At 60.6% G+C, this 17499-nt stretch carries 15 protein-coding genes; 13 read left to right on the top strand and 2 right to left on the bottom strand.

Annotated features, from left to right (window positions below; genetic code table 11):
• Positions 1-202 precede the first annotated feature (202 nt).
• On the top strand, positions 203-733 hold the full coding sequence (locus tag D7316_RS23135) for an AAA family ATPase (RefSeq protein ID WP_232017040.1): 531 nt from the start codon (positions 203-205) through the stop codon (positions 731-733).
• Positions 734-938: 205 nt separating this feature from the next.
• On the opposite strand, the gene D7316_RS23140 is transcribed toward D7316_RS23135, so the two are convergent.
• Together D7316_RS23140 and D7316_RS23150 are read right to left on the bottom strand one after the other, a co-directional pair.
• Positions 939-1544 (bottom strand): cold-shock protein, encoded by a 606-nt coding sequence (locus D7316_RS23140; RefSeq protein ID WP_124710351.1) that lies wholly within the window; start codon positions 1542-1544, stop codon positions 939-941.
• Positions 1545-2081: 537 nt separating this feature from the next.
• The gene (locus D7316_RS23150; RefSeq protein ID WP_124710352.1) at positions 2082-3401 is read right to left on the bottom strand and encodes an O-antigen ligase family protein; all 1320 of its coding nucleotides are present in this window, start codon (positions 3399-3401) and stop codon (positions 2082-2084) included.
• A 733-nt stretch (positions 3402-4134) separates the two neighbouring features.
• On the opposite strand from D7316_RS23150, the gene D7316_RS23155 reads away from it, so the two are divergent.
• From D7316_RS23155 to D7316_RS23210, 12 genes are all read left to right on the top strand, one after another.
• A complete protein-coding gene (locus tag D7316_RS23155; protein WP_408610079.1) occupies positions 4135-5652 on the top strand; it encodes a sugar transferase in 1518 nt (505 codons plus the stop codon).
• The gene (locus D7316_RS23160; protein WP_124710354.1) at positions 5652-6953 is read left to right on the top strand and encodes a UDP-glucose dehydrogenase family protein; all 1302 of its coding nucleotides are present in this window, start codon (positions 5652-5654) and stop codon (positions 6951-6953) included. Before D7316_RS23155 ends, D7316_RS23160 begins: the two co-directional genes overlap by 1 nt.
• 47 nt (positions 6954-7000) lie before the next feature.
• Positions 7001-8023, top strand: a complete 1023-nt coding sequence (gene gmd, locus D7316_RS23165) for a GDP-mannose 4,6-dehydratase (RefSeq protein WP_124710355.1) — start codon at positions 7001-7003, stop codon at positions 8021-8023.
• A gap of 2 nt (positions 8024-8025) precedes the next feature.
• On the top strand, positions 8026-9000 hold the full coding sequence (locus D7316_RS23170; RefSeq protein ID WP_124710356.1) for a GDP-L-fucose synthase family protein: 975 nt from the start codon (positions 8026-8028) through the stop codon (positions 8998-9000).
• Entirely contained in the window at positions 8997-10166 is a 1170-nt protein-coding gene (locus tag D7316_RS23175) for a glycosyltransferase (RefSeq protein ID WP_164473843.1), read from the top strand. The genes D7316_RS23170 and D7316_RS23175 overlap by 4 nt, the downstream gene beginning before the upstream one ends.
• A gap of 46 nt (positions 10167-10212) precedes the next feature.
• The gene (locus tag D7316_RS27655; RefSeq protein ID WP_124710358.1) at positions 10213-10737 is read left to right on the top strand and encodes an acyltransferase; all 525 of its coding nucleotides are present in this window, start codon (positions 10213-10215) and stop codon (positions 10735-10737) included.
• Between the two features lie 41 nt (positions 10738-10778).
• Positions 10779-12038, top strand: a complete 1260-nt coding sequence (locus tag D7316_RS23185) for a glycosyltransferase family 4 protein (protein ID WP_164473845.1) — start codon at positions 10779-10781, stop codon at positions 12036-12038.
• Positions 12035-12580 carry a DapH/DapD/GlmU-related protein gene (locus D7316_RS23190; RefSeq protein WP_124710360.1) on the top strand — a complete coding sequence of 182 codons (546 nt, stop codon included), beginning with the start codon at positions 12035-12037 and terminating at the stop codon, positions 12578-12580. The genes D7316_RS23185 and D7316_RS23190 overlap by 4 nt, the downstream gene beginning before the upstream one ends.
• A 28-nt stretch (positions 12581-12608) precedes the next feature.
• Positions 12609-13901 (top strand): lipopolysaccharide biosynthesis protein, encoded by a 1293-nt coding sequence (locus tag D7316_RS23195; protein WP_164473846.1) that lies wholly within the window; start codon positions 12609-12611, stop codon positions 13899-13901.
• Positions 13902-13918: 17 nt separating this feature from the next.
• The gene (locus D7316_RS23200; protein WP_164473847.1) at positions 13919-15013 is read left to right on the top strand and encodes a polysaccharide pyruvyl transferase family protein; all 1095 of its coding nucleotides are present in this window, start codon (positions 13919-13921) and stop codon (positions 15011-15013) included.
• A 71-nt stretch (positions 15014-15084) separates the two neighbouring features.
• Positions 15085-15828, top strand: coding sequence for an SGNH/GDSL hydrolase family protein (locus tag D7316_RS23205; protein ID WP_232017219.1), 744 nt, complete (start codon positions 15085-15087; stop codon positions 15826-15828).
• A 159-nt stretch (positions 15829-15987) separates the two neighbouring features.
• On the top strand, positions 15988-17493 hold the full coding sequence (locus D7316_RS23210; RefSeq protein ID WP_124710364.1) for a polysaccharide biosynthesis tyrosine autokinase: 1506 nt from the start codon (positions 15988-15990) through the stop codon (positions 17491-17493).
• The last annotated feature ends 6 nt before the right edge of the window (positions 17494-17499 follow it).

Raw genomic sequence — 17499 nt, forward strand, 5'->3', positions numbered from 1 at the left:
CACCCCCCGGCTGCCGTGTTCGAACGTGTATTCGATAGTATGCCGGATTTGCGGAGTTGGCAAGGGTCGTCTCTCAGGAGATCGGTGACAGTCCTGCCTCAGGACCAGATCCTGGTGTCTCCTACTCTGGGTCCAGCCCACAATCCGTACAGCCGCAACTTAATCGAGAGGCGAGTGCATTAGTGAAATGAGTGGTCTAGTCGTGATATCGGGCTGTTCCGGTGGCGGTAAATCGACGCTATTACGTGAACTCGCGCGCCGTGGTCATCGCACTGTTGAGGAGCCCGGCCGGCGGGTTGTCGAACACGAGCTCGCTACCGGTGGCGATGCGTTACCTTGGGCCGACGCACCGGCTTTCGCCATCAAGTGCGCCTACCTTGCCGCCGCTGACATTGCCGCCGCATCGCAGATGCCGGGTGCTGTGACGACCTTCTTCGATCGCGGCCTGGTAGACGCCGCGATCGCAATCCGTCATTACACCGGTACGTACGCGACAACGATCGGCCACGACGCCTTGCGCAGCTACCACCACCGCGTGTTCTTCACACCGCCGTGGGAGGCGATCTGGTCCACGGACGACGCTCGCAGACACTCGCTCGCAGAAGCCACCGCGGAATACGAGCGTCTCACCCACGGCTACGACGAACTCGGCTACCGGATCACCGTCCTGCCGCCCACCAGCGTGAACGATCGAGTCGAACAGATCCTGCGCGAACTCGACATCCAGGCCTAGGGACTCACAGCCACCTCCACGTAATCTGTTGTCGCCATTCAGTGGTTACGGAAACGTGCGGGCGACTTGGACCCGTCAGCTGAGGCACCCGACGGATTGGAGCGTGTCCGCCGCTACGCCGTTGACCCCAGTACGCAAGTGATCCGAACACCGTCGGTGTTGGCGAGTCGCCTCTGCAGAGAGCGCATGAGGCGTCCGCGTCTGCTCACTGCCCGCGAATGTTGTTCGCCCGGAAGTCGTAGCCATCCTGGCCGTGGTCTTCGTAGTCGAACTCGACGACCTGCCCGGGCGTGAGGGACCGGAATCCAGTGCCCGCAACCTCCGAGAAGTGCGCCCATGCACCGCCCGGTGTGGCGTCGGAATCGAGCACACCCCAACCCTCCTCGTCGTGCCAGATGCATACTGTGCCAACGGTGGTCGGGAGAACTGGTGCCTCCGTCGGCGACACGTCGGCTTCGTCGACGACGACCTCGCGCATCGTGGTCAGCCCGTCCGGGCCAGGGTCGCCGACGCTGTTCCACACACTGGCCGAGGACGGGCCGCGCGGCCGCTCTGGCGGGTTGGCGCCTGCCGGCCAGACGAGGTGCGCCACGTGGTCACACCCGTTGATCGGGGAGTCGGCAGCAGACCACTCGAACTCGACCTCGGTGCCCGGTCGGAGGCCGAGCAGTGGGGAGGCGGCCACATCGGCGACGGCCTCTACCCGCAACGACGTCGCCGTCACATAGGAATCGCCCGGGGTGGCATCGGATTCGATGACACCCCAGCCCAATTCCTGGTGCCAGATCTGGACGATCCCGTGCGTCGGCATGGCCACACCGTAGACGCAATCGCATACGTGCGGTGTGCATCAATGAAACCCGTCGCAGGGAACCTGATCCCTCGCAGGTCATGCATGTTCCCCCAACTGGTGGCCAAGGAGTTTACGAACGTGGGTGTGAACGCCCCGACCACCGGTCACTGACGGATCACGACCGACGCTGATGCTCATGTCGACGTCGAGCGGAGCGTCGTCTGGCGGATGTCTCGGTTCGCCACAGGGCCCAGCCTGCGATGACGAATCCAACGATCGAGAGTAGGTCCGATTGAGTGATCCCATGCTGCGCATTGAGTTCGACCAAGATCTGGCCCTCGAGCGGCCCGCTGAAAACGATCCATGCTCCGGAAATGATGATTAGCGCAGCAGCTGACCACCTGCCGGGAATCGCCAGGCACCATGCGCCACAGATGAAGAGTGCGGTCATGAGGGCTAGCGCCAAATTCTGATCGATTGAGCGAAGCATAAACCATCACCTTGCGCGAGAAGATCCATTTTGTTCCAGAAGGGTTGCTTCCGAATGTGAGTCGATCAGCTGGAGGTCTTCTCCCGAGGGCCAACTCCGCCGACTGCACCAGAGGAAGGAGCTCGGCTTTGATCAGGGAATCCCGTCTGACTGCGATTCGCGGAGATCGCGGCCCACGCCACAATGGCGGGCAGCCAATAGTCGGGCTGCTCGAAGAATGCGGAGGTCAGCGCGAAGGCAGCCATCGTCACCAGAACTCCCGCCGGTCCGCCATGCTCCTTCCGGATGACCGATCGAATGGCAACCACCAGGATTGCGACGATGATCGCGGCAATCGCTGCCGCCAGCAGGATGCCACCCTGGAACCATGCTCTCAAGAAGACATTGTGCGTGAGGGTGACACCGTCAAAGGTGCCGCCGTACTCTGCGGCCAGTCCTCTGCCGAAAAGAGGTGCCTCCTTTATGGATTCCCACGCATAGGCGTAGGTCAGTTTTCGGATCTCCCAGGTGCTATCCGCTTGTGTCTGCCCAGTCACTTGGAGGTACCGGTCGGCAGGGGACCGGAAGGTGTCGAACAGGCTGGTGAACTTCGCCGTAGCCCACAAGGCCGCTGCGATTGCGACGACGCCAAGTGCGAAGTGCTTTATCCGTTCGCGTAGGACTGCAGCTGTCACAAGTACCCCGATGGCCGCCGACATCATCGAGCTGAGACTTCCGGTGGACAGGAGTCCGCCGACGTTCACCAGGGTCGCGACGACGAGCACCACCCTGCAGGGTGGCGTTCGAAGTCGGGGAGCGTCGCTCAACAACATCGTCAAGCAGAGCAGTATGGCAATCGATGACATCAAGCCCAGAACGTTTGGGTGTGACGACAGTCCAGACGCCCGACCCTGAACTGTTTCGATTCCGAGGACATCACGCCCAGCAGCCTGAGCGATACCCGCCAGGGAAGAGATCGTCTGGCCGGCCAGATAGGCGAAACCGAGTGCCTCGACGAACCTGGGTGAGCGTTCCACATTGGCGGTCAGCACGAACACTCCGAGTCCGAGTATGGCGAAAAGCTGAGCTCCGACAAATGTGTTGTCGCGGACCGTGGCCACATCCGTGGCAGTGACCACCGCGAAAGCTGTTGCCAAACCGGCGAAGAGCCACACCCCAGGGAAGAGGGGCCTGGCAACCCTGAGGGTGATTGCTGATCCGACAAGGAGAAGGAAGACGCCCGCGAACCACAGCGCCCTCGCAGCATCGGGGAGTTGCCTGTACATGGGTAGGGAGAACGAAATCACGGTCCAGGCGACCGTTATCCAGGTTTCGGGCGAACCACCCCTGTCTCTATACCGGCGTCGATCACTCGTTGTGGTGCGATACGCCGGGGTGGTGATCATGCCGCTATCATTCCCTACTTGCGAGAATACGCCAACTCAGAATGCCACTGAACCGATGGTGGCAGGGAATAGGTATTCGAGTTGTCGAGCATCCGAAAATCCAACAAACGTTGGGAATTGCCACAAGAGTTGAGAATGTGAAACATGCCATTAATTTCTGTAGTCGGTTGTTAACCCAATGCAACCCTGGTGCAACCAAAGGCGTGATCCATGTACCCTTCCCGGGGGCTGAGGTGTGTCCTTCCTCGGCTCGGTGAGCTAGAACCGTCGGACCGCGAAGGGATGATGATCAGCAGTCCCTAATATGCCTCTAGCAAAATCAAATTCGTAGCGGTGACCTGGGAAAAGGATTCGTCCAGTGGTGATTGCGGCCACAGGGTTATTGCCGGGCAACACACTTCGTAAGGACCCCGGAACGGGCGATGATTCCGCGATCTCGCTGGGGTGCAGGCGAAGTCGTCGGGATGCGCTGATCATGCGAATGGGATTCGAATTCGTCCAACGGCAGTTGTGACCTCAACGTTTGTTTGGAATTCCAGGTCCAATGTTTCGAGCGGTTCAAGTTGTCAAAGTGCGTAAGCTGACTTAGGCTCTCAGCATCTGCTCAGGCCGAGAAACTTTGCCAAAGCCAAAGAATGGTGAGCGGGATACCTTGCGCCCATTTCTGACCGGGTGCAGCGCTGGTCTTTGATCGGTACCTGTAGGTCCTATTCTGTCGGGAGGTCGAGCGGTGGTGAACAGTCGGGCGATAGACGAATCACGTCGGGACGGAGTTGGTCGTGCTGCCCCGCGGTTACGGTATGCGCACCGAGCTCACACGCGTTCGCGCAGCTGGGTGCACGGCTATCTCGTACGCCTGGCCTGGTCCGACGCGTTTGTCGTGGCGATCGCGATCACGATTGCGCAGGTGGTCAGGTTCGGTACCGATAGTGCAACTACTCCGAACGGGGCCATTCAGGCTCCGGCAGCGCTGGTCTCGCTGTTGCTCGGCATCGCATGGGTATTGACGCTCAGGGCATTTCACACTCTGGATCGGCGAGTCGTCGGCTCTGGCTCCCAGGAGTACAGCCGTGTCGTCACCGCATGTCTCTCGGTGTTCGGTGTGCTGGCGATGCTCGATCTTCTGTTCAGATTGAATATTGCGCGGGGGTTTCTCGCCCTGGCCTTACCGATCGGAACAATCGGGCTCCTGGTCTCGCGACGAGCATGGCGTAGGCGGCTCGGACGTCAACGTGCCATGGCGAAGAACCTCGAGCACGTACTCGTCGTGGGTGAACCCAGATCCGCTGTGCCGTTGATGGAACGACTCATGAGACAGCCAGATCTCGGCTACCACGTGGTGGGCATATGTCTGCCGGCGTACGCGGGTCCGCGCGAAACGGTCGCGGTTCTCGGCAGAGACGTCCCGGCGTTCGGCACCTTTGGAGATGTGTGCCGGTCCGTCACGGAGTGTGGTGCCACAACAGTGGCTGTGACATCCGCGGAAGCGCTGGGGCACGACGCCATGCAAAGTCTCTCCTGGGATCTCGAGGGATTGGACGTCGACATGCTGGTTTCACCCGGTGTCACCGACGTTGCAGGCCCGCGGATGATGCTCCGACCTGTGGCGGGTCTGCCGCTCCTTCACATCGACAAGCCCCGATACGAAGGCGCCAACAGGTTTCGAAAGGCAATCGTCGACCGGATCGGATCGATGCTGATACTGCTGCTGATTGCCCCGGTTCTGGTGGCTGTGGCCATTGCGATCAAGGTGGACTCGCGAGGCCCGGTCTTCTATCGGTCGACTCGCGTCGGTATCAACAACGCACCTTTCGAGATGTGGAAGTTCCGCTCGATGGTTCAGGATGCGGATTCGCTGAAGGACAAGTTGCGGACCCTGAACGAGGGCTCCGGTGTGCTCTTCAAGATGCGGGATGACCCGAGGGTCACCAGGGTGGGCGCCGTTATCCGTCGGTACAGCATCGATGAGCTGCCGCAGTTGTTCAACGTTCTCGGCGGCACGATGAGTTTGGTGGGCCCGCGACCTCCGCTGCCCGACGAGGTGGAGCGATATGACGGTCGAGTCGCCCGCCGGATGTTGGTCAAACCGGGTATGACGGGCCTCTGGCAGGTGTCCGGGCGATCCGATCTCTCGTGGGAAGAGTCTGTGCGACTTGATCTTTCGTACGTCGAGAACTGGTCGATCATGCAGGACGCGTTGATCCTCTGGAAGACAGTGAGAGCTGTCGTGGCGAAAGATGGGGCGTACTGATGCGAATCGTGGTTCTTGGTCTCGGATACCTGGGTGCAACGCACGCCGCATGCATGGCGGAGCTTGGCCACGAGGTTCTCGGCATCGAGGTGGTTCCGGAGAAGCGTGCACAACTCGCGGCGGGTGACGTGCCGTTCTACGAACCCGGTTTGCCTGAACTGTTGAAGCGTCACATCGACTCGGGACGCCTCGTCGTCTCAGGGTCGTACTCCGAGGCAGCGGAGTTCGCAGATGTGTTCTTCATCGCGGTCGGTACCCCTCAGAAGAAGGGGGAGTACAGCGCAGACCTCCAGTACGTGGACGCCGCGATCGACGAGTTGGTGCCCCTCCTCACCCGCGACGCGATCATACTGGGAAAGTCCACGGTTCCGGTCGGGACCGCTCAGCGATTGTCCGAACGCGCCGACGAGCTCGCAAAGGACATTGATGTCGAAATCGCTTGGAACCCGGAGTTCTTACGGGAGGGTTACGCGGTCAACGACACGCTACATCCGGACCGGCTGGTGCTGGGTCTCTTCGGCGGTGGCCAGGCGGAGGCCATCTGCCGCGAGATCTATCAACTCATTCTCGATGGCGGCACGCCTATGATCGTCACAGATCCGCCGACTGCTGAACTGGTGAAGACCTCGGCAAACGCGTTCCTTGCGACGAAGATCTCGTTCATCAATGCAATTGCGGAGGTCTGTGACGCTGCGGGCGCAGACGTGAAGGCGATTGCGGACGCGATCGGTTTCGATGCGCGTATCGGGCGAAAGTTCCTCAACGCCGGACTCGGGTTCGGAGGTGGCTGCCTTCCCAAGGATATTCGCGCGTTCATGGCGAGGGCCGGGGAGTTGGGTGCCGCCGAGGCGCTCAGTTTCCTGCGAGAAGTCGACAACGTGAACATGCGTCGCCGGACTCGGATGGTGGAACTGACCCGCGAGGTCTGTGGGGGTTCTCTTCTCGGAAAGCGGATCGCGATACTGGGCTCGGCATTCAAGCCTGAGTCCGACGACGTCCGTGATTCGCCTGCCTTGAACGTTGCCGGACAGATTCAACTGCAGGGCGCGTCGGTCACGGTGTACGACCCGAAGGCAATGGACAACTCGCGAAAGCTGTTTCCGACTCTGGACTATGCCGTGACAGCCGTCGAGGCCTGCGAAAAGGCCGACGCGGTGCTCGTCCTCACCGAGTGGAGTGAGTTCATGGCCCTCAATCCAGTTGAACTCGGTGCACAGGTGCGCGAGCGGAATGTCATCGACGGCCGGATGTGCCTCGACTCGACGCAATGGGCTGCCGCCGGATGGCAGTACCGCGTCTGAGGCCAGATCAGGCATGCGATCGATATGAGACTTTTACAAGGAGAAGTATGAAGAAGGCGCTGATCACAGGAATCACCGGACAAGACGGGTCCTATCTCGCTGAACTCTTGTTGTCGAAAGGCTACGAGGTTCATGGCCTGATTCGCCGCTCCTCGACCTTCAACACCTCGCGGATCGATCACCTTTACGTCGATCCACACGAGCCCGGAGCACGTCTCTTTCTTCACTATGGGGACTTGAGTGATGGGGCCCGGCTGGTGACCCTGGTGTCTTCGATCGATCCAGACGAGGTATACAACCTTGCTGCCCAGTCCCACGTGCGCGTGAGCTTCGATGAGCCCGAACACACCGGGGACACAACGGGGATCGGCTCCATTCGTCTGCTGGAGGCGGTGCGGCTGGCAGGCGTCAAGTGCCGGTTCTACCAAGCGTCCAGTTCCGAGATGTTCGGTGCCTCGCCACCCCCGCAAGATGAGGACACCCTGTTCTACCCACGGTCTCCCTACGGTGCGGCCAAGGTCTATTCATACTGGGTGACGCGAAACTACCGCGAGGCTTACGGCATGTTCGCGGTGAATGGAATCTTGTTCAATCACGAATCACCCCGTCGCGGTGAGACTTTCGTGACCCGCAAGATCACGCGTGCGGCGGCGCGGATCAAGGCGGGCATCGAGCAGTTCGTATACATGGGGAACTTGGACGCCATCCGCGACTGGGGCTATGCCCCCGAGTATGTCGAGGGTATGTGGCGGATGCTCCAAGTAGATGAGCCTGGCGACTATGTGTTGGCGACAGGAGGTAGTTTCACGGTCCGGGACTTCCTGGTCACCGCATTCGAGCACGCCGGTCTCGACTGGCAGGACCACGTGCGTTTCGACCCTCGCTACCTACGCCCGACTGAGGTTGACGCGCTGATCGGCGACCCGGGAAAGGCGGAGCGGCAACTCGGTTGGCGCCCATCGGTGATGGCCGACGACCTCGCCAGGATCATGGTCGACGCCGACATCGCCGCCCTCGAGTGCGAGGGCAAGGCGTGGATCGATCAGCCGGCGCTTCCGAATTGGGTCTGAGGATGAATGAGAGGGCTGAGACGATGCCAACAGAACTCGACCGTGATGCAACGATCTACATCGCGGGTCATCGCGGGCTCGTCGGCTCGGCGCTGTGGCGGCGATTCGAACGCGAGGGGTTTGCCAATCTGGTGGGGAAGTCGCGTGCTGAGCTCGATCTAACTCACCGCCGCAACGTGTTCGAGTTCTTCGAGTCGCTTCGTCCCGGCGTAGTCATCCTGGCGGCTGCCAAAGTCGGCGGCATACTCGCAAACAGCACGTATCCGGCGGACTTCCTCTCTGAGAACCTCCAGATCCAGACGAATGTCCTTGATGCAGCTCTGAATGTTCGCGTCCCAAAGCTGCTATTCCTCGGATCATCCTGCATTTACCCGAAGTTCGCGGAGCAGCCGATTCGCGAAGACTCTCTGCTCACAGGGCCGTTGGAGCCGACGAATGACGCCTATGCGATTGCGAAGATCGCCGGAATACTCAACATTCAGGCGGTCCGGAGACAGTATGGTCTGCCGTGGATATCTGGAATGCCAACCAATCTCTATGGGCCCGGAGACAATTTCTCCGCCGAAGGATCCCACCTGCTGCCGGCACTGATCCGACGTTACGAGACTGCGAAGAACAATGGTGATGAGTACGTGATCAACTGGGGTTCGGGAACACCGAGGCGCGAGTTGATGCACGTCGATGACATGGCTGCGGCGTGCCTGCATCTACTCGAGAACTACGACGGTGATCAGCAGGTCAACATCGGGACGGGCCGCGATCACACGGTATCCGAATTGGCGGACATCGTTGCGAATGTGGTCGGTTTCGAAGGTGAAATACGATGGGACCCAGAGAAGCCCGACGGCACTCCGCGAAAGGTTCTCGACGTGGGTGTTCTCGAACGCAGTGGATGGCAGTCCACGAGGACCATCGTCGAAGGCATCGCCGACACAGTCGACTGGTACCGACAGAACGAGGCGGAGGTCCGAGTATGAGTGCAGTGCGTGAGAGCATATCGCCCTCCCGGTTGTCGGTCGCGCGGACCATCGTCATGTACCTGGCAGTTGTTCCGTGGTACCGGACCGAGTGCGTCAGGATGGTGAACAGCAAATTCGCCGGCGGAGTGAAGATATTCGCCGCTTCGTATGCGCTCGACGAGACGGTGCGCACTGGGATACCCCGAGACCGCTACACGGAAGTTTCCCGTCGCCAAATTCTAGGTGGACGGCTCCTTGCCACAGGACTGGCAACCGATGCCGTCTGGGCGGACGAGTGCATTGTCGATCTGAATCCTCGGAGCCTCAGCGCATGGCTGATCCTCGTCGTACGACGCGTGCGCCGCGCGAGAGTGATTGTCTGGGGCCATCTGTACCCGCGTGCAGGTGCGGGGGCCTCGACCGCCGGCCTACGCCGACTGATGCGGCGCCTGGCCGACGGGGTCATCACATATGACTACGACGGTGCGGCCGCCGCGCGTGCAGAGATCCCTTCGCAGCCGGTCTGGACCGCACCCAATGCCTTGTACAAAGCAGATGACATGACGTTCGTTCCGACCGCGGATCGCACAGCATTTGTCTACATCGGACGGCTGGTTGTCGAGAAGAAGGTCGATCAGCTCATTCCGGCCTTCGCCGCATCAGGCGTGTGGCGTCGGGGTTGCACGCTCGAGATTGTCGGTGGCGGTGATCGAGTGGACATACTGCACAAGCAGTTTGACGCTCTGGAGGACGTCGTGAAGCAGTCGGTGTTCCTGCGGGGCTCGATAACGGACACAGGCGACATCCGGCAGATCTACTCGAGGTCTCTGTGCGCTGTGTCCCCGGGGTATGTCGGGCTCAGCGCCACTCAGAGCCTGAGCTTCGGCGTGCCGATGCTGTATTCGCAGAACGAGCCTCATGCACCCGAGATCGAGCTGACATCCACGGGAGCGATGAAGTCCTACGACGACGGAACCGTCGACGGATTGGCGCGAGCCATGGATGAGGTCGTTGATAGTGCAGTGTCGATCACCGATGATTCGCGCACAGCGGTCGTCGACTACATGCGCGAGTTCTATTCGGCTGAGGCCATGGCTGGGGGCATCATCAATGCGCTGTCGAATCTGCCCCATCTGCCGGAGTCGGCGCCTGGCGGTCGCGTGATCGAGTGGTTCGATGAGTAGCAGGTCGCGGCTTCCTGCGGTCGTCAGAAGATCCCTCAGGGGCCTCATGAACGGCCTCGCAATAGACTCCGACAACGTCACAGTCGGGGCCGGCTTCAATGCGGGCCGCGGCGTGATCGTCTCTGCGCCGCACAAACTGTTGGTCGGAAACAACGTGAGTATCGGGCCGCGATCGGTCGTCCAGGTCGACGGGACGATCGGCAACTTCGTCATGATCGGGATGAACGTGCACATCGTCGGTCGAGACGATCACGCGATCGATCAAGTGGGTGTCCCCATGCTGTTGTCCACATGGGTGGGCGATCGGGACGGCACGATGAGGGATGCTGTCGCGATTGGCGACGACGTGTGGATCGGTGCCTCCGCAGTGGTGCTCAGCGGGGTGACGATCGGGCGTGGCAGCGTCATCGCTGCAGGTTCGGTGGTTACCAGTGACACCGACGAGTACTCGCTGAATGCCGGTGTCCCGGCGAAGAAGATCGGCGATCGTTTCGACGGCGATGACGATCGAATGCGTCATTCACTGGCCCTGGACGAGCTCAGCAGAGCTGATCAACGGGTCGAGTTCTAGCTCATCGTGAAAGCCGAGGTTGTGAAATGAAGATATGCCTTGTGGCGCTGAACTACTGCCCAGAGCCGACCGGAATAGCCCCCTACACAACAACATTGGCACGTGAACTGCAACAGAGTGGCCATGCGGTGAGAGTCGTTACATCGTACCCGCACTACCCCCAGTGGAAGGTCTACGAGGGGTATCGCGGACTGGCATCTCAGGAGTTCGACGAGGGTGTCTCGGTGAAGAGACTGCGGACAATCGTTCCTCGTAAGCCTCGGCTGATCACCAGAATGCTGATGGAACTCCTTTTTGGTTGCCGTGTATCGCTGGCTTCGGAGCTGAGGGACTCAGACGTCGTCGTCGTGGTCAGTCCCGCGCTCGCGTCGCTGCTGGCATGTGCGATTCGGGGCCGCCTGTTCGCCCGCTCGACTCCGATGATCGCCTGGGTCCAGGACTTCTACGGACTCGGTCTGCGAGAGGTGGGACTCTCGCGGTCATCGCGACTGCAGAAAGCTGTTGCCGCCGTGGAGTCTCGGACGCTGCGGAGAATGACCGCAGTGGTCGCCATCCACGATTCATTCAAGACCCATTTGACTTCCGAGCTTGACGTTGACGACGCGCGAGTAACGGTCATCAAGAACTGGACTCACGTTCGCGGACCGAGCAGTGCTCTTGACGTATCGCGATACCGCAGCGCTCGCGGATGGCGTGACGATGACCTGGTCGTCTTGCACGCCGGGAACATGGGCAAGAAGCAGGATCTACTGAACGTGGTCAACGCGGCTGCCTCCGCTCAGAACAAGCAGCTGGACAAACTGAAGTTCGTGTTTGTCGGTGACGGTTCCGAGCGCTCCCACGTCGAGGCGGCGGCCGGCGAACTCTCGAATATCGAGTTTCACGATCCGGTTCCCACATCAGAGTTTCCGACTCTGCTGGCATCGGCGGATGTGCTGTTGCTGAACGAGGCGTCAGGTCTGAAGGGTATGGCTGTCCCGAGCAAACTCACCTCGTACTTCTTCGCGGGTCGCCCGATCGTTGCGGCGACGTCGGCGGATACCCCTGCGGCGGAGGAGATCGCGAGATCTTCCGCAGGCATTCGAGTGGACCCTGCGAATCCGGACGAACTGGTCAGGATCATCAACGAACTCGCGGCCTCATCCGATCTGCGAAGCGCACTGGGGGATGCCGGCAAAGACTACTTCAGGTCGGAACTGTCGCAAGATTCGGCGATAACGCGGTTCCGCACTGTGATTCATAGCGTCGCCGGAAGCGGGTCCTACCGGAGTGAGTCCATCGTCCTGGGGTCACCGTCATGACACATCCGGATATGAACCTCGGCAGGTTCGGCGGAGCGGGCTACAACAAAGGCAGGAGCGTCTTCATCCAGGCAGTCTGGATGGCGGTTCGTACACCATTGTCGTTGTGGTGGGTGCCATCAGGTATCCGTGTTCGCGTTCTGCGTGCCTTCGGTGCCGAGATCGGAACGGGAGTGCTGATCAGGCATGACGTCCGCATCCACTGGCCGTGGAAGCTGAGCGTCGGAAACAACAGCTGGATCGGAGAAGGGGCGTGGATTCTCAATCTTGAGCCCGTACGGATCGGACATGACTGCTGTGTGTCCCAACAGGCTCTGCTCTGTAGCGGCAGCCACCAGCGCCGATCGTCGAGCTTCGAGTTCGACAACGCGCCGATTTCGATTGGTGATCGGGTGTGGATCGCAACACGCAGCATCGTTCTGCGAGGAGTGACGATCGGCGACAACGCAGTGGTAGGTGCCAACACGGTGGTTTCGCGAGATGTCGAGCCGAGCGGACTGGTTCTCCCGGTGGCCGCCGAACGACAGAGCGCAGCATCATGATCACGCGGTGGGAGACGGTGGTCCGATCATGACGGCCGGCGTGACGCAGGCCGACAAAAGGACAGGCTCGGAGAGCTCCAGAGTCTTCGGACAAGCAGCGATCGTCGGCGTCGGGCGTGTTGGTGGCGCCGCCCTTCAGGCGATCAGCTTCGCCCTGATTGCGCGGAGCAGTGGACCTGCCTCGTTCGGCTACTTTGCCGCAGCGTACGGGGTGGTAGTCGCGCTGCAGGCAGTCGTAGGTCTCGGCCTCATCCAGACGATCGTTGCGCACAGAGCCGCAGCGAGCGCTGATCAGCCCGGAGTAAAGCCGCCATATGAGGAAGGCGTCGTTCGGCTCGCCCTCCGGATGAGTCTCCTGATTACCACGGTCGTGCTCGTCCTCATCGTGATCGCGTGGCTGCCGATCCAGATGACGCAGGGATTAAAGGCTTTCGTGCCGATCATCATCGCTTGGGGTGTGGTCGACAACTACGTGGAGTCCTGGCTCGGCCTATCGTTGGCGGACGGACGTGTGTACGAGAATGCACTGGCTACTGTCGCGCGCCGGGCGATCGCTCTGGGCTTCGTCCTGCTCGCGACCGGCGTGAGTGGTGACGCGTCCCTGTTCGCGGCGACCGGGCTCCTGGTCGGGTCGATAGCTGTTCTGCCGTTGGTGGTCTGGAGAAACCATCGGTACGTGGAGGGCGCCCTGGGATTCTCGTGGGGTCCAGAGGTCGCTCGAATCGGCGGTGGCTTCTGGGTGAACTCGGTAGCGGTACAGCTGCGAAATTTCGATGCGGCAGTGCTTGCTCTGGCGGGTGCCGCGCCGATGGTGGTCGGAATGTATGGTGCAGCCAGTCGGCTTGTAACACCGTTCAGGATCGTTCCCACGTCGTTCGCGATGGTGCTCATGCCCCACGCCAGCAGGGTAGGGCGGGCCGGCGCTCGCAGACTTCTACTTCCGGTTGTCATGGTCGTCGGCTTGAGTTCGATGTTGTTCGCATCGATTGCCGCGCTCAGTCCGTGGCTGATTCCGACAACCCTTGGCCCGGCGTATGCCGACGCGGTTCCCTGTATCCAGATCGTCTGTATCGGACTGGTCTTCGCGAGTGTGGCGTCGCAGTTCAGTTCCCTGTTACAGGGCTGGGGCCGGTCATCCCTGGTCGCTGTGATCGCTGTGGGTTCATGTGTGGCTTGCCTCGCGGGACTTGTACTGGTCGGAACTCTGGACATGGGCGCGAATGCGGCAGCGGCGGTGTTGTGCGCGACCTTCATGATCCAGGCAGCGTTGCTGACGCTCTTTGTTGGGTCGATCTTCAGAGAAACGGAGCAGCATCGATGACTAGTTCGACAATTTACGTGAGTATCTCGGCCGCCGACGGGAACATCGGCGACGTCTTCATTCGTCGTGAATGCCTCGCCATGCTGCGGGAGAGGTACCCCAGCAGTCAGATGCGCGTCTACGCAGGTTCCATGTCGGATGACTACGTCGCCTCGGTGGTCGGCTGCACTTCCGATGTCGAGACATTCACTCGTTCGGGAGAATTCGCTCGGAAGCTACTCGGTTCGGTTGTGACAACGCGTGGTTCGGTGCTTGTGGTCGCTCCCGGCCCCGCGTTTCTTGGGCGCTCCGTGGGACGGCGAATCAAGCATCTCATGCTTGGGGTGTTCGCAAGTCTGACGAGAGTACGCGGCTGTACAGTTCTTGTTCTGGGTCGGTCCGTGATCGGCGGGAATCGCTGGGACGTCTGGGTCGAGAACATTCTGCGCCGCGCGGCTTCTCAGTATGGAACACGTGACCTACGGACTATGACTCGCCTGGCCGGGAGCGTCGCCCTGGTCCCAGATATGGCCTTCAGAGGTTCGGAACTGTCGCCCTCGCGCGGTGGAGGTGACACGCTGGTCGTATCGGTCAGGGGTGATCGGCCGCTGCCAGAGTGGTTCGTGCCTGCGGTTGAAGCGATTGCGAGCAAGCACGTTCTGCGCATCGTCTGCGTGACTCAAGTCAAGTCCGATGATCGCGCCAATGCGGCGCTTGCCTCGCGTCTGGGTGCGACGCATATCGCCTGGGCTCCCGGCGTTACGCATCGCGATCAGGAGGCCGCTGTGTCAGATGTCTACTCGCGGAGTGCGGTATGTGTGACCGATCGTTTGCATGTGGGCATTCTGGCCGCGCGTGCGGGTGCCGTACCGGTTGTCTACTCTTCCGCGGGTGATACCAAGTTGGCGGACAGTCTTTCTTGGGTTGTACCGTCAGCTTCCCTGGCAGTCTCTGGCCGTACGAAACTCGAGGGCTTCGTTTCTGAGGCCGGCAGGTTGGGTCAATCCGAAGCGGTGAATGCTGCCGCGCGACTCATTGATCGGTTCTCGCAAGAAGTAGGGGAGTCGATGCAGGAGGACGATTCGTTTCATGAGCCGATGCCTGAATTGACGGAGCGGGAGACGGCGAGTTGAACTCTCTGAAGCAATTGGCATCTCCCCTCGATCGCAGGTTCCGGCCACGGGTGTCGCGGGTGAGAATCGTGATGATCGCGATCGCAGGAACCTTGGTCGCCTGTCTGGTCGCAGGATGCGTCGTGCTTGCTGCTCGATCGAGCGGGGCCACCGACACTGATTCGCGACCAGAGGCATCTTTGACTGATCTGCGCGGGGTAATGGCGTCCAATTCCGATGTGACAGTGAGTGTTCTGGGCGATTCGACCGGCAACACCTCGGACGAATGGGTGGGTCTGTGGGCACGTGCGCTTTCGGTCCACCACATAGTCCGCCTACACCTGTGGGACAAAGACCGCTCTCGGTTCTTCTTTCAGCCATACCTGTATGGGGCGACCGGACCGCAACTGTCGATCTGGAACGGGTCGGTCTCGGGGTCGTCTGCCGGACAAGCGATTCCGAATCTGAATATCCTGCAGCCAACGCGTCCTGACATAGTCTTGCTCTCCTTTGGTCACAACCAGCACCCAGGGACTGCGTCCCGTGATTCCGAAGATCTCTTCCAGGCAATCAGGAACAGGTGGGGCAAGTCGGTGGCGGTCGCTGTCATTCTGCAGAATGCTGCCACCTCGCCGAGGTCGAGTCGCTCAGCTCGAAACGTCGAAGAGATCAGATTCTGGGCTCTCGGCCGAGGCCTGCCGATTATTGACGTCTTCTCAGCCTTTCACAAAAGCCGGGATCTGGGGTCTTTGATCGTTCCGGACGGTCTTGGCGTCCATCCGAATGCCGCGGGCTCGCAACTGTGGTTCGAAACGGTGTGGTCCGCCCTCGATTGATTGGAGGTATGCATCAATTGCTAGTTCGGCGTGTTGACATGCGATCTCACGCTCTTGACGGAGATAGGCGGGACGCTCGATGTCCTGGTTATCCGACCCTACTCGTAACGTGAAAATTCGCGCGGTTAGCGGCTGCGCCACAACCTGATCGGGTTTCAAATGAATGAATCAACATCTCTCGACGTTCGGCGCGGCCTGCCTCCATGGGCTCGGGTGATACGCGACGGCTGGCTTGTAATCGGATTGACCACCTTGCTTTTCGGGCTGGTGGGGTTGGTGTACTGCATTCTGGTGACGCCGATCTATCAGGCGTCTGCGACGATGTACATCTCATCCACTGTTGACGACAGCACACCGGCCGCTGCTTACCAGGGCTCGCTGGCGTCGGAGCAGCGCGTGGCCTCCTACACCAAGCTCGCAGATTCCGATGTGGTGCTGAGGGAAGCCATTGGGAGTGGAAATCTCCCGGTGAATGTGGCGGAGGCACGCACGTCTGTCTCCGCAAGCACCACCCCGAATACGGTGTTGCTCAACGTGCGAGCACGCAGCTCCGACAGCGAGCTGGCCGCAAGGATGGCGAACGGTGTGGCAGCAGCGCTGACACGTTATGTTGCGCAACTCGAGACCCCGGCGGGTTCGCAGGAACCGCTGGTCAAGTTGAGCATGGTGAGTCCAGCGGCACAGCCTGATACACCTGTCAGTCCCAACACGTTACGAACTGTGTTCCTGGCCGCTGTTGTTGGATTGATCTTGGGACTGGGCTTGGTCTTTGTCCGCAATCGCTTTAGCGATCGCGTCAAGGGCGAGGCCGACCTGGAGACAGTCACGGATCTTCCCGTGGTCGCGACTGTTCCCACAGACACGAACATCGAGGGCGATGAACTGGTCGACTTCGCGGCGGGCGCATCATTGGCGGCGGAGAGCTACCGCAAACTGCGAACAAGTCTGTCATTCGCCGATATCGACAACCCGCCTCGCACGATTCTGGTGACCAGCGCCGTCGGAGGTGAGGGTAAGACCACGACGGCGATGAATCTGGCTGCGAGCCTGGCGGAGTCGGGGAACTCAGTCCTACTTGTCGATGCGGACCTCCGGCGCCCGCAGGTCGCTAAGAGGATGAAGCTGCCTGTCGGCATCGGCCTAACGAACTGGCTTCGTGGGGACGCGCCATTTGGTGACCTCGTACAGACCGGCCCCATCGAGAATCTTTCGATCATGACGTCGGGCCCTCAGCCGCCTAATCCTGCCGAGCTCTTGGATTCGGAGCGGATGGTGGCCGGCCTGAAGGAACTCTCCGCGAAGTATGACTACGTAGTGTTCGACTCACCTCCGATCCTGCCTGTTGTCGACGCAGTGATCCTGTCCAAGACGGTTGATGCGGTGCTCGTGGTGACGAGGGTTGGTTACAGCAAGATGAAGTACGTATCAGCGGCGATTGTGAGCCTTCAGCGCGCACAGGCACGTATGGCCGGAGTCGTCCTCACCGACACCAGGTACGCACGCTCCGCCACGTACGCGTACTACGGACCGAGCTCGGCGAGTAGCGACACCGTCGTCGCACCGGTAAAGGACTCTGCGGCAGTGGGCGTAGGCGAGCAGACAATGGCTCCTCGCGCGGATACCGAGGTCGAGGAATCTCGTGGCCTGGATCGCAATCTCCGGTAGGCCGCT

Origin of the sequence: Gordonia insulae (assembly GCF_003855095.1) — a bacterium.
GTDB classification, from domain to species: Bacteria; Actinomycetota; Actinomycetes; order Mycobacteriales; family Mycobacteriaceae; genus Gordonia; species Gordonia insulae.

What these genes read in the sequence shown, in the direction of transcription:
- D7316_RS23140 (WP_124710351.1), bottom strand. Translation starts at nt 1,544, where the DNA reads ATGCCGACGCACGGGATCGTCCAGATCTGGCACCAGGAATTGGGCTGG.
- D7316_RS23150 (WP_124710352.1), bottom strand. Translation starts at nt 3,401, where the DNA reads ATGATCACCACCCCGGCGTATCGCACCACAACGAGTGATCGACGCCGG.
- D7316_RS23160 (WP_124710354.1), top strand. Translation starts at nt 5,652, where the DNA reads ATGCGAATCGTGGTTCTTGGTCTCGGATACCTGGGTGCAACGCACGCC.
- gmd (WP_124710355.1), top strand. Translation starts at nt 7,001, where the DNA reads ATGAAGAAGGCGCTGATCACAGGAATCACCGGACAAGACGGGTCCTAT.
- D7316_RS23170 (WP_124710356.1), top strand. Translation starts at nt 8,026, where the DNA reads ATGAATGAGAGGGCTGAGACGATGCCAACAGAACTCGACCGTGATGCA.
- D7316_RS23175 (WP_164473843.1), top strand. Translation starts at nt 8,997, where the DNA reads ATGAGTGCAGTGCGTGAGAGCATATCGCCCTCCCGGTTGTCGGTCGCG.
- D7316_RS27655 (WP_124710358.1), top strand. Translation starts at nt 10,213, where the DNA reads ATGAACGGCCTCGCAATAGACTCCGACAACGTCACAGTCGGGGCCGGC.
- D7316_RS23190 (WP_124710360.1), top strand. Translation starts at nt 12,035, where the DNA reads ATGACACATCCGGATATGAACCTCGGCAGGTTCGGCGGAGCGGGCTAC.
- D7316_RS23195 (WP_164473846.1), top strand. Translation starts at nt 12,609, where the DNA reads ATGACGGCCGGCGTGACGCAGGCCGACAAAAGGACAGGCTCGGAGAGC.
- D7316_RS23205 (WP_232017219.1), top strand. Translation starts at nt 15,085, where the DNA reads ATGATCGCGATCGCAGGAACCTTGGTCGCCTGTCTGGTCGCAGGATGC.
- D7316_RS23210 (WP_124710364.1), top strand. Translation starts at nt 15,988, where the DNA reads ATGAATGAATCAACATCTCTCGACGTTCGGCGCGGCCTGCCTCCATGG.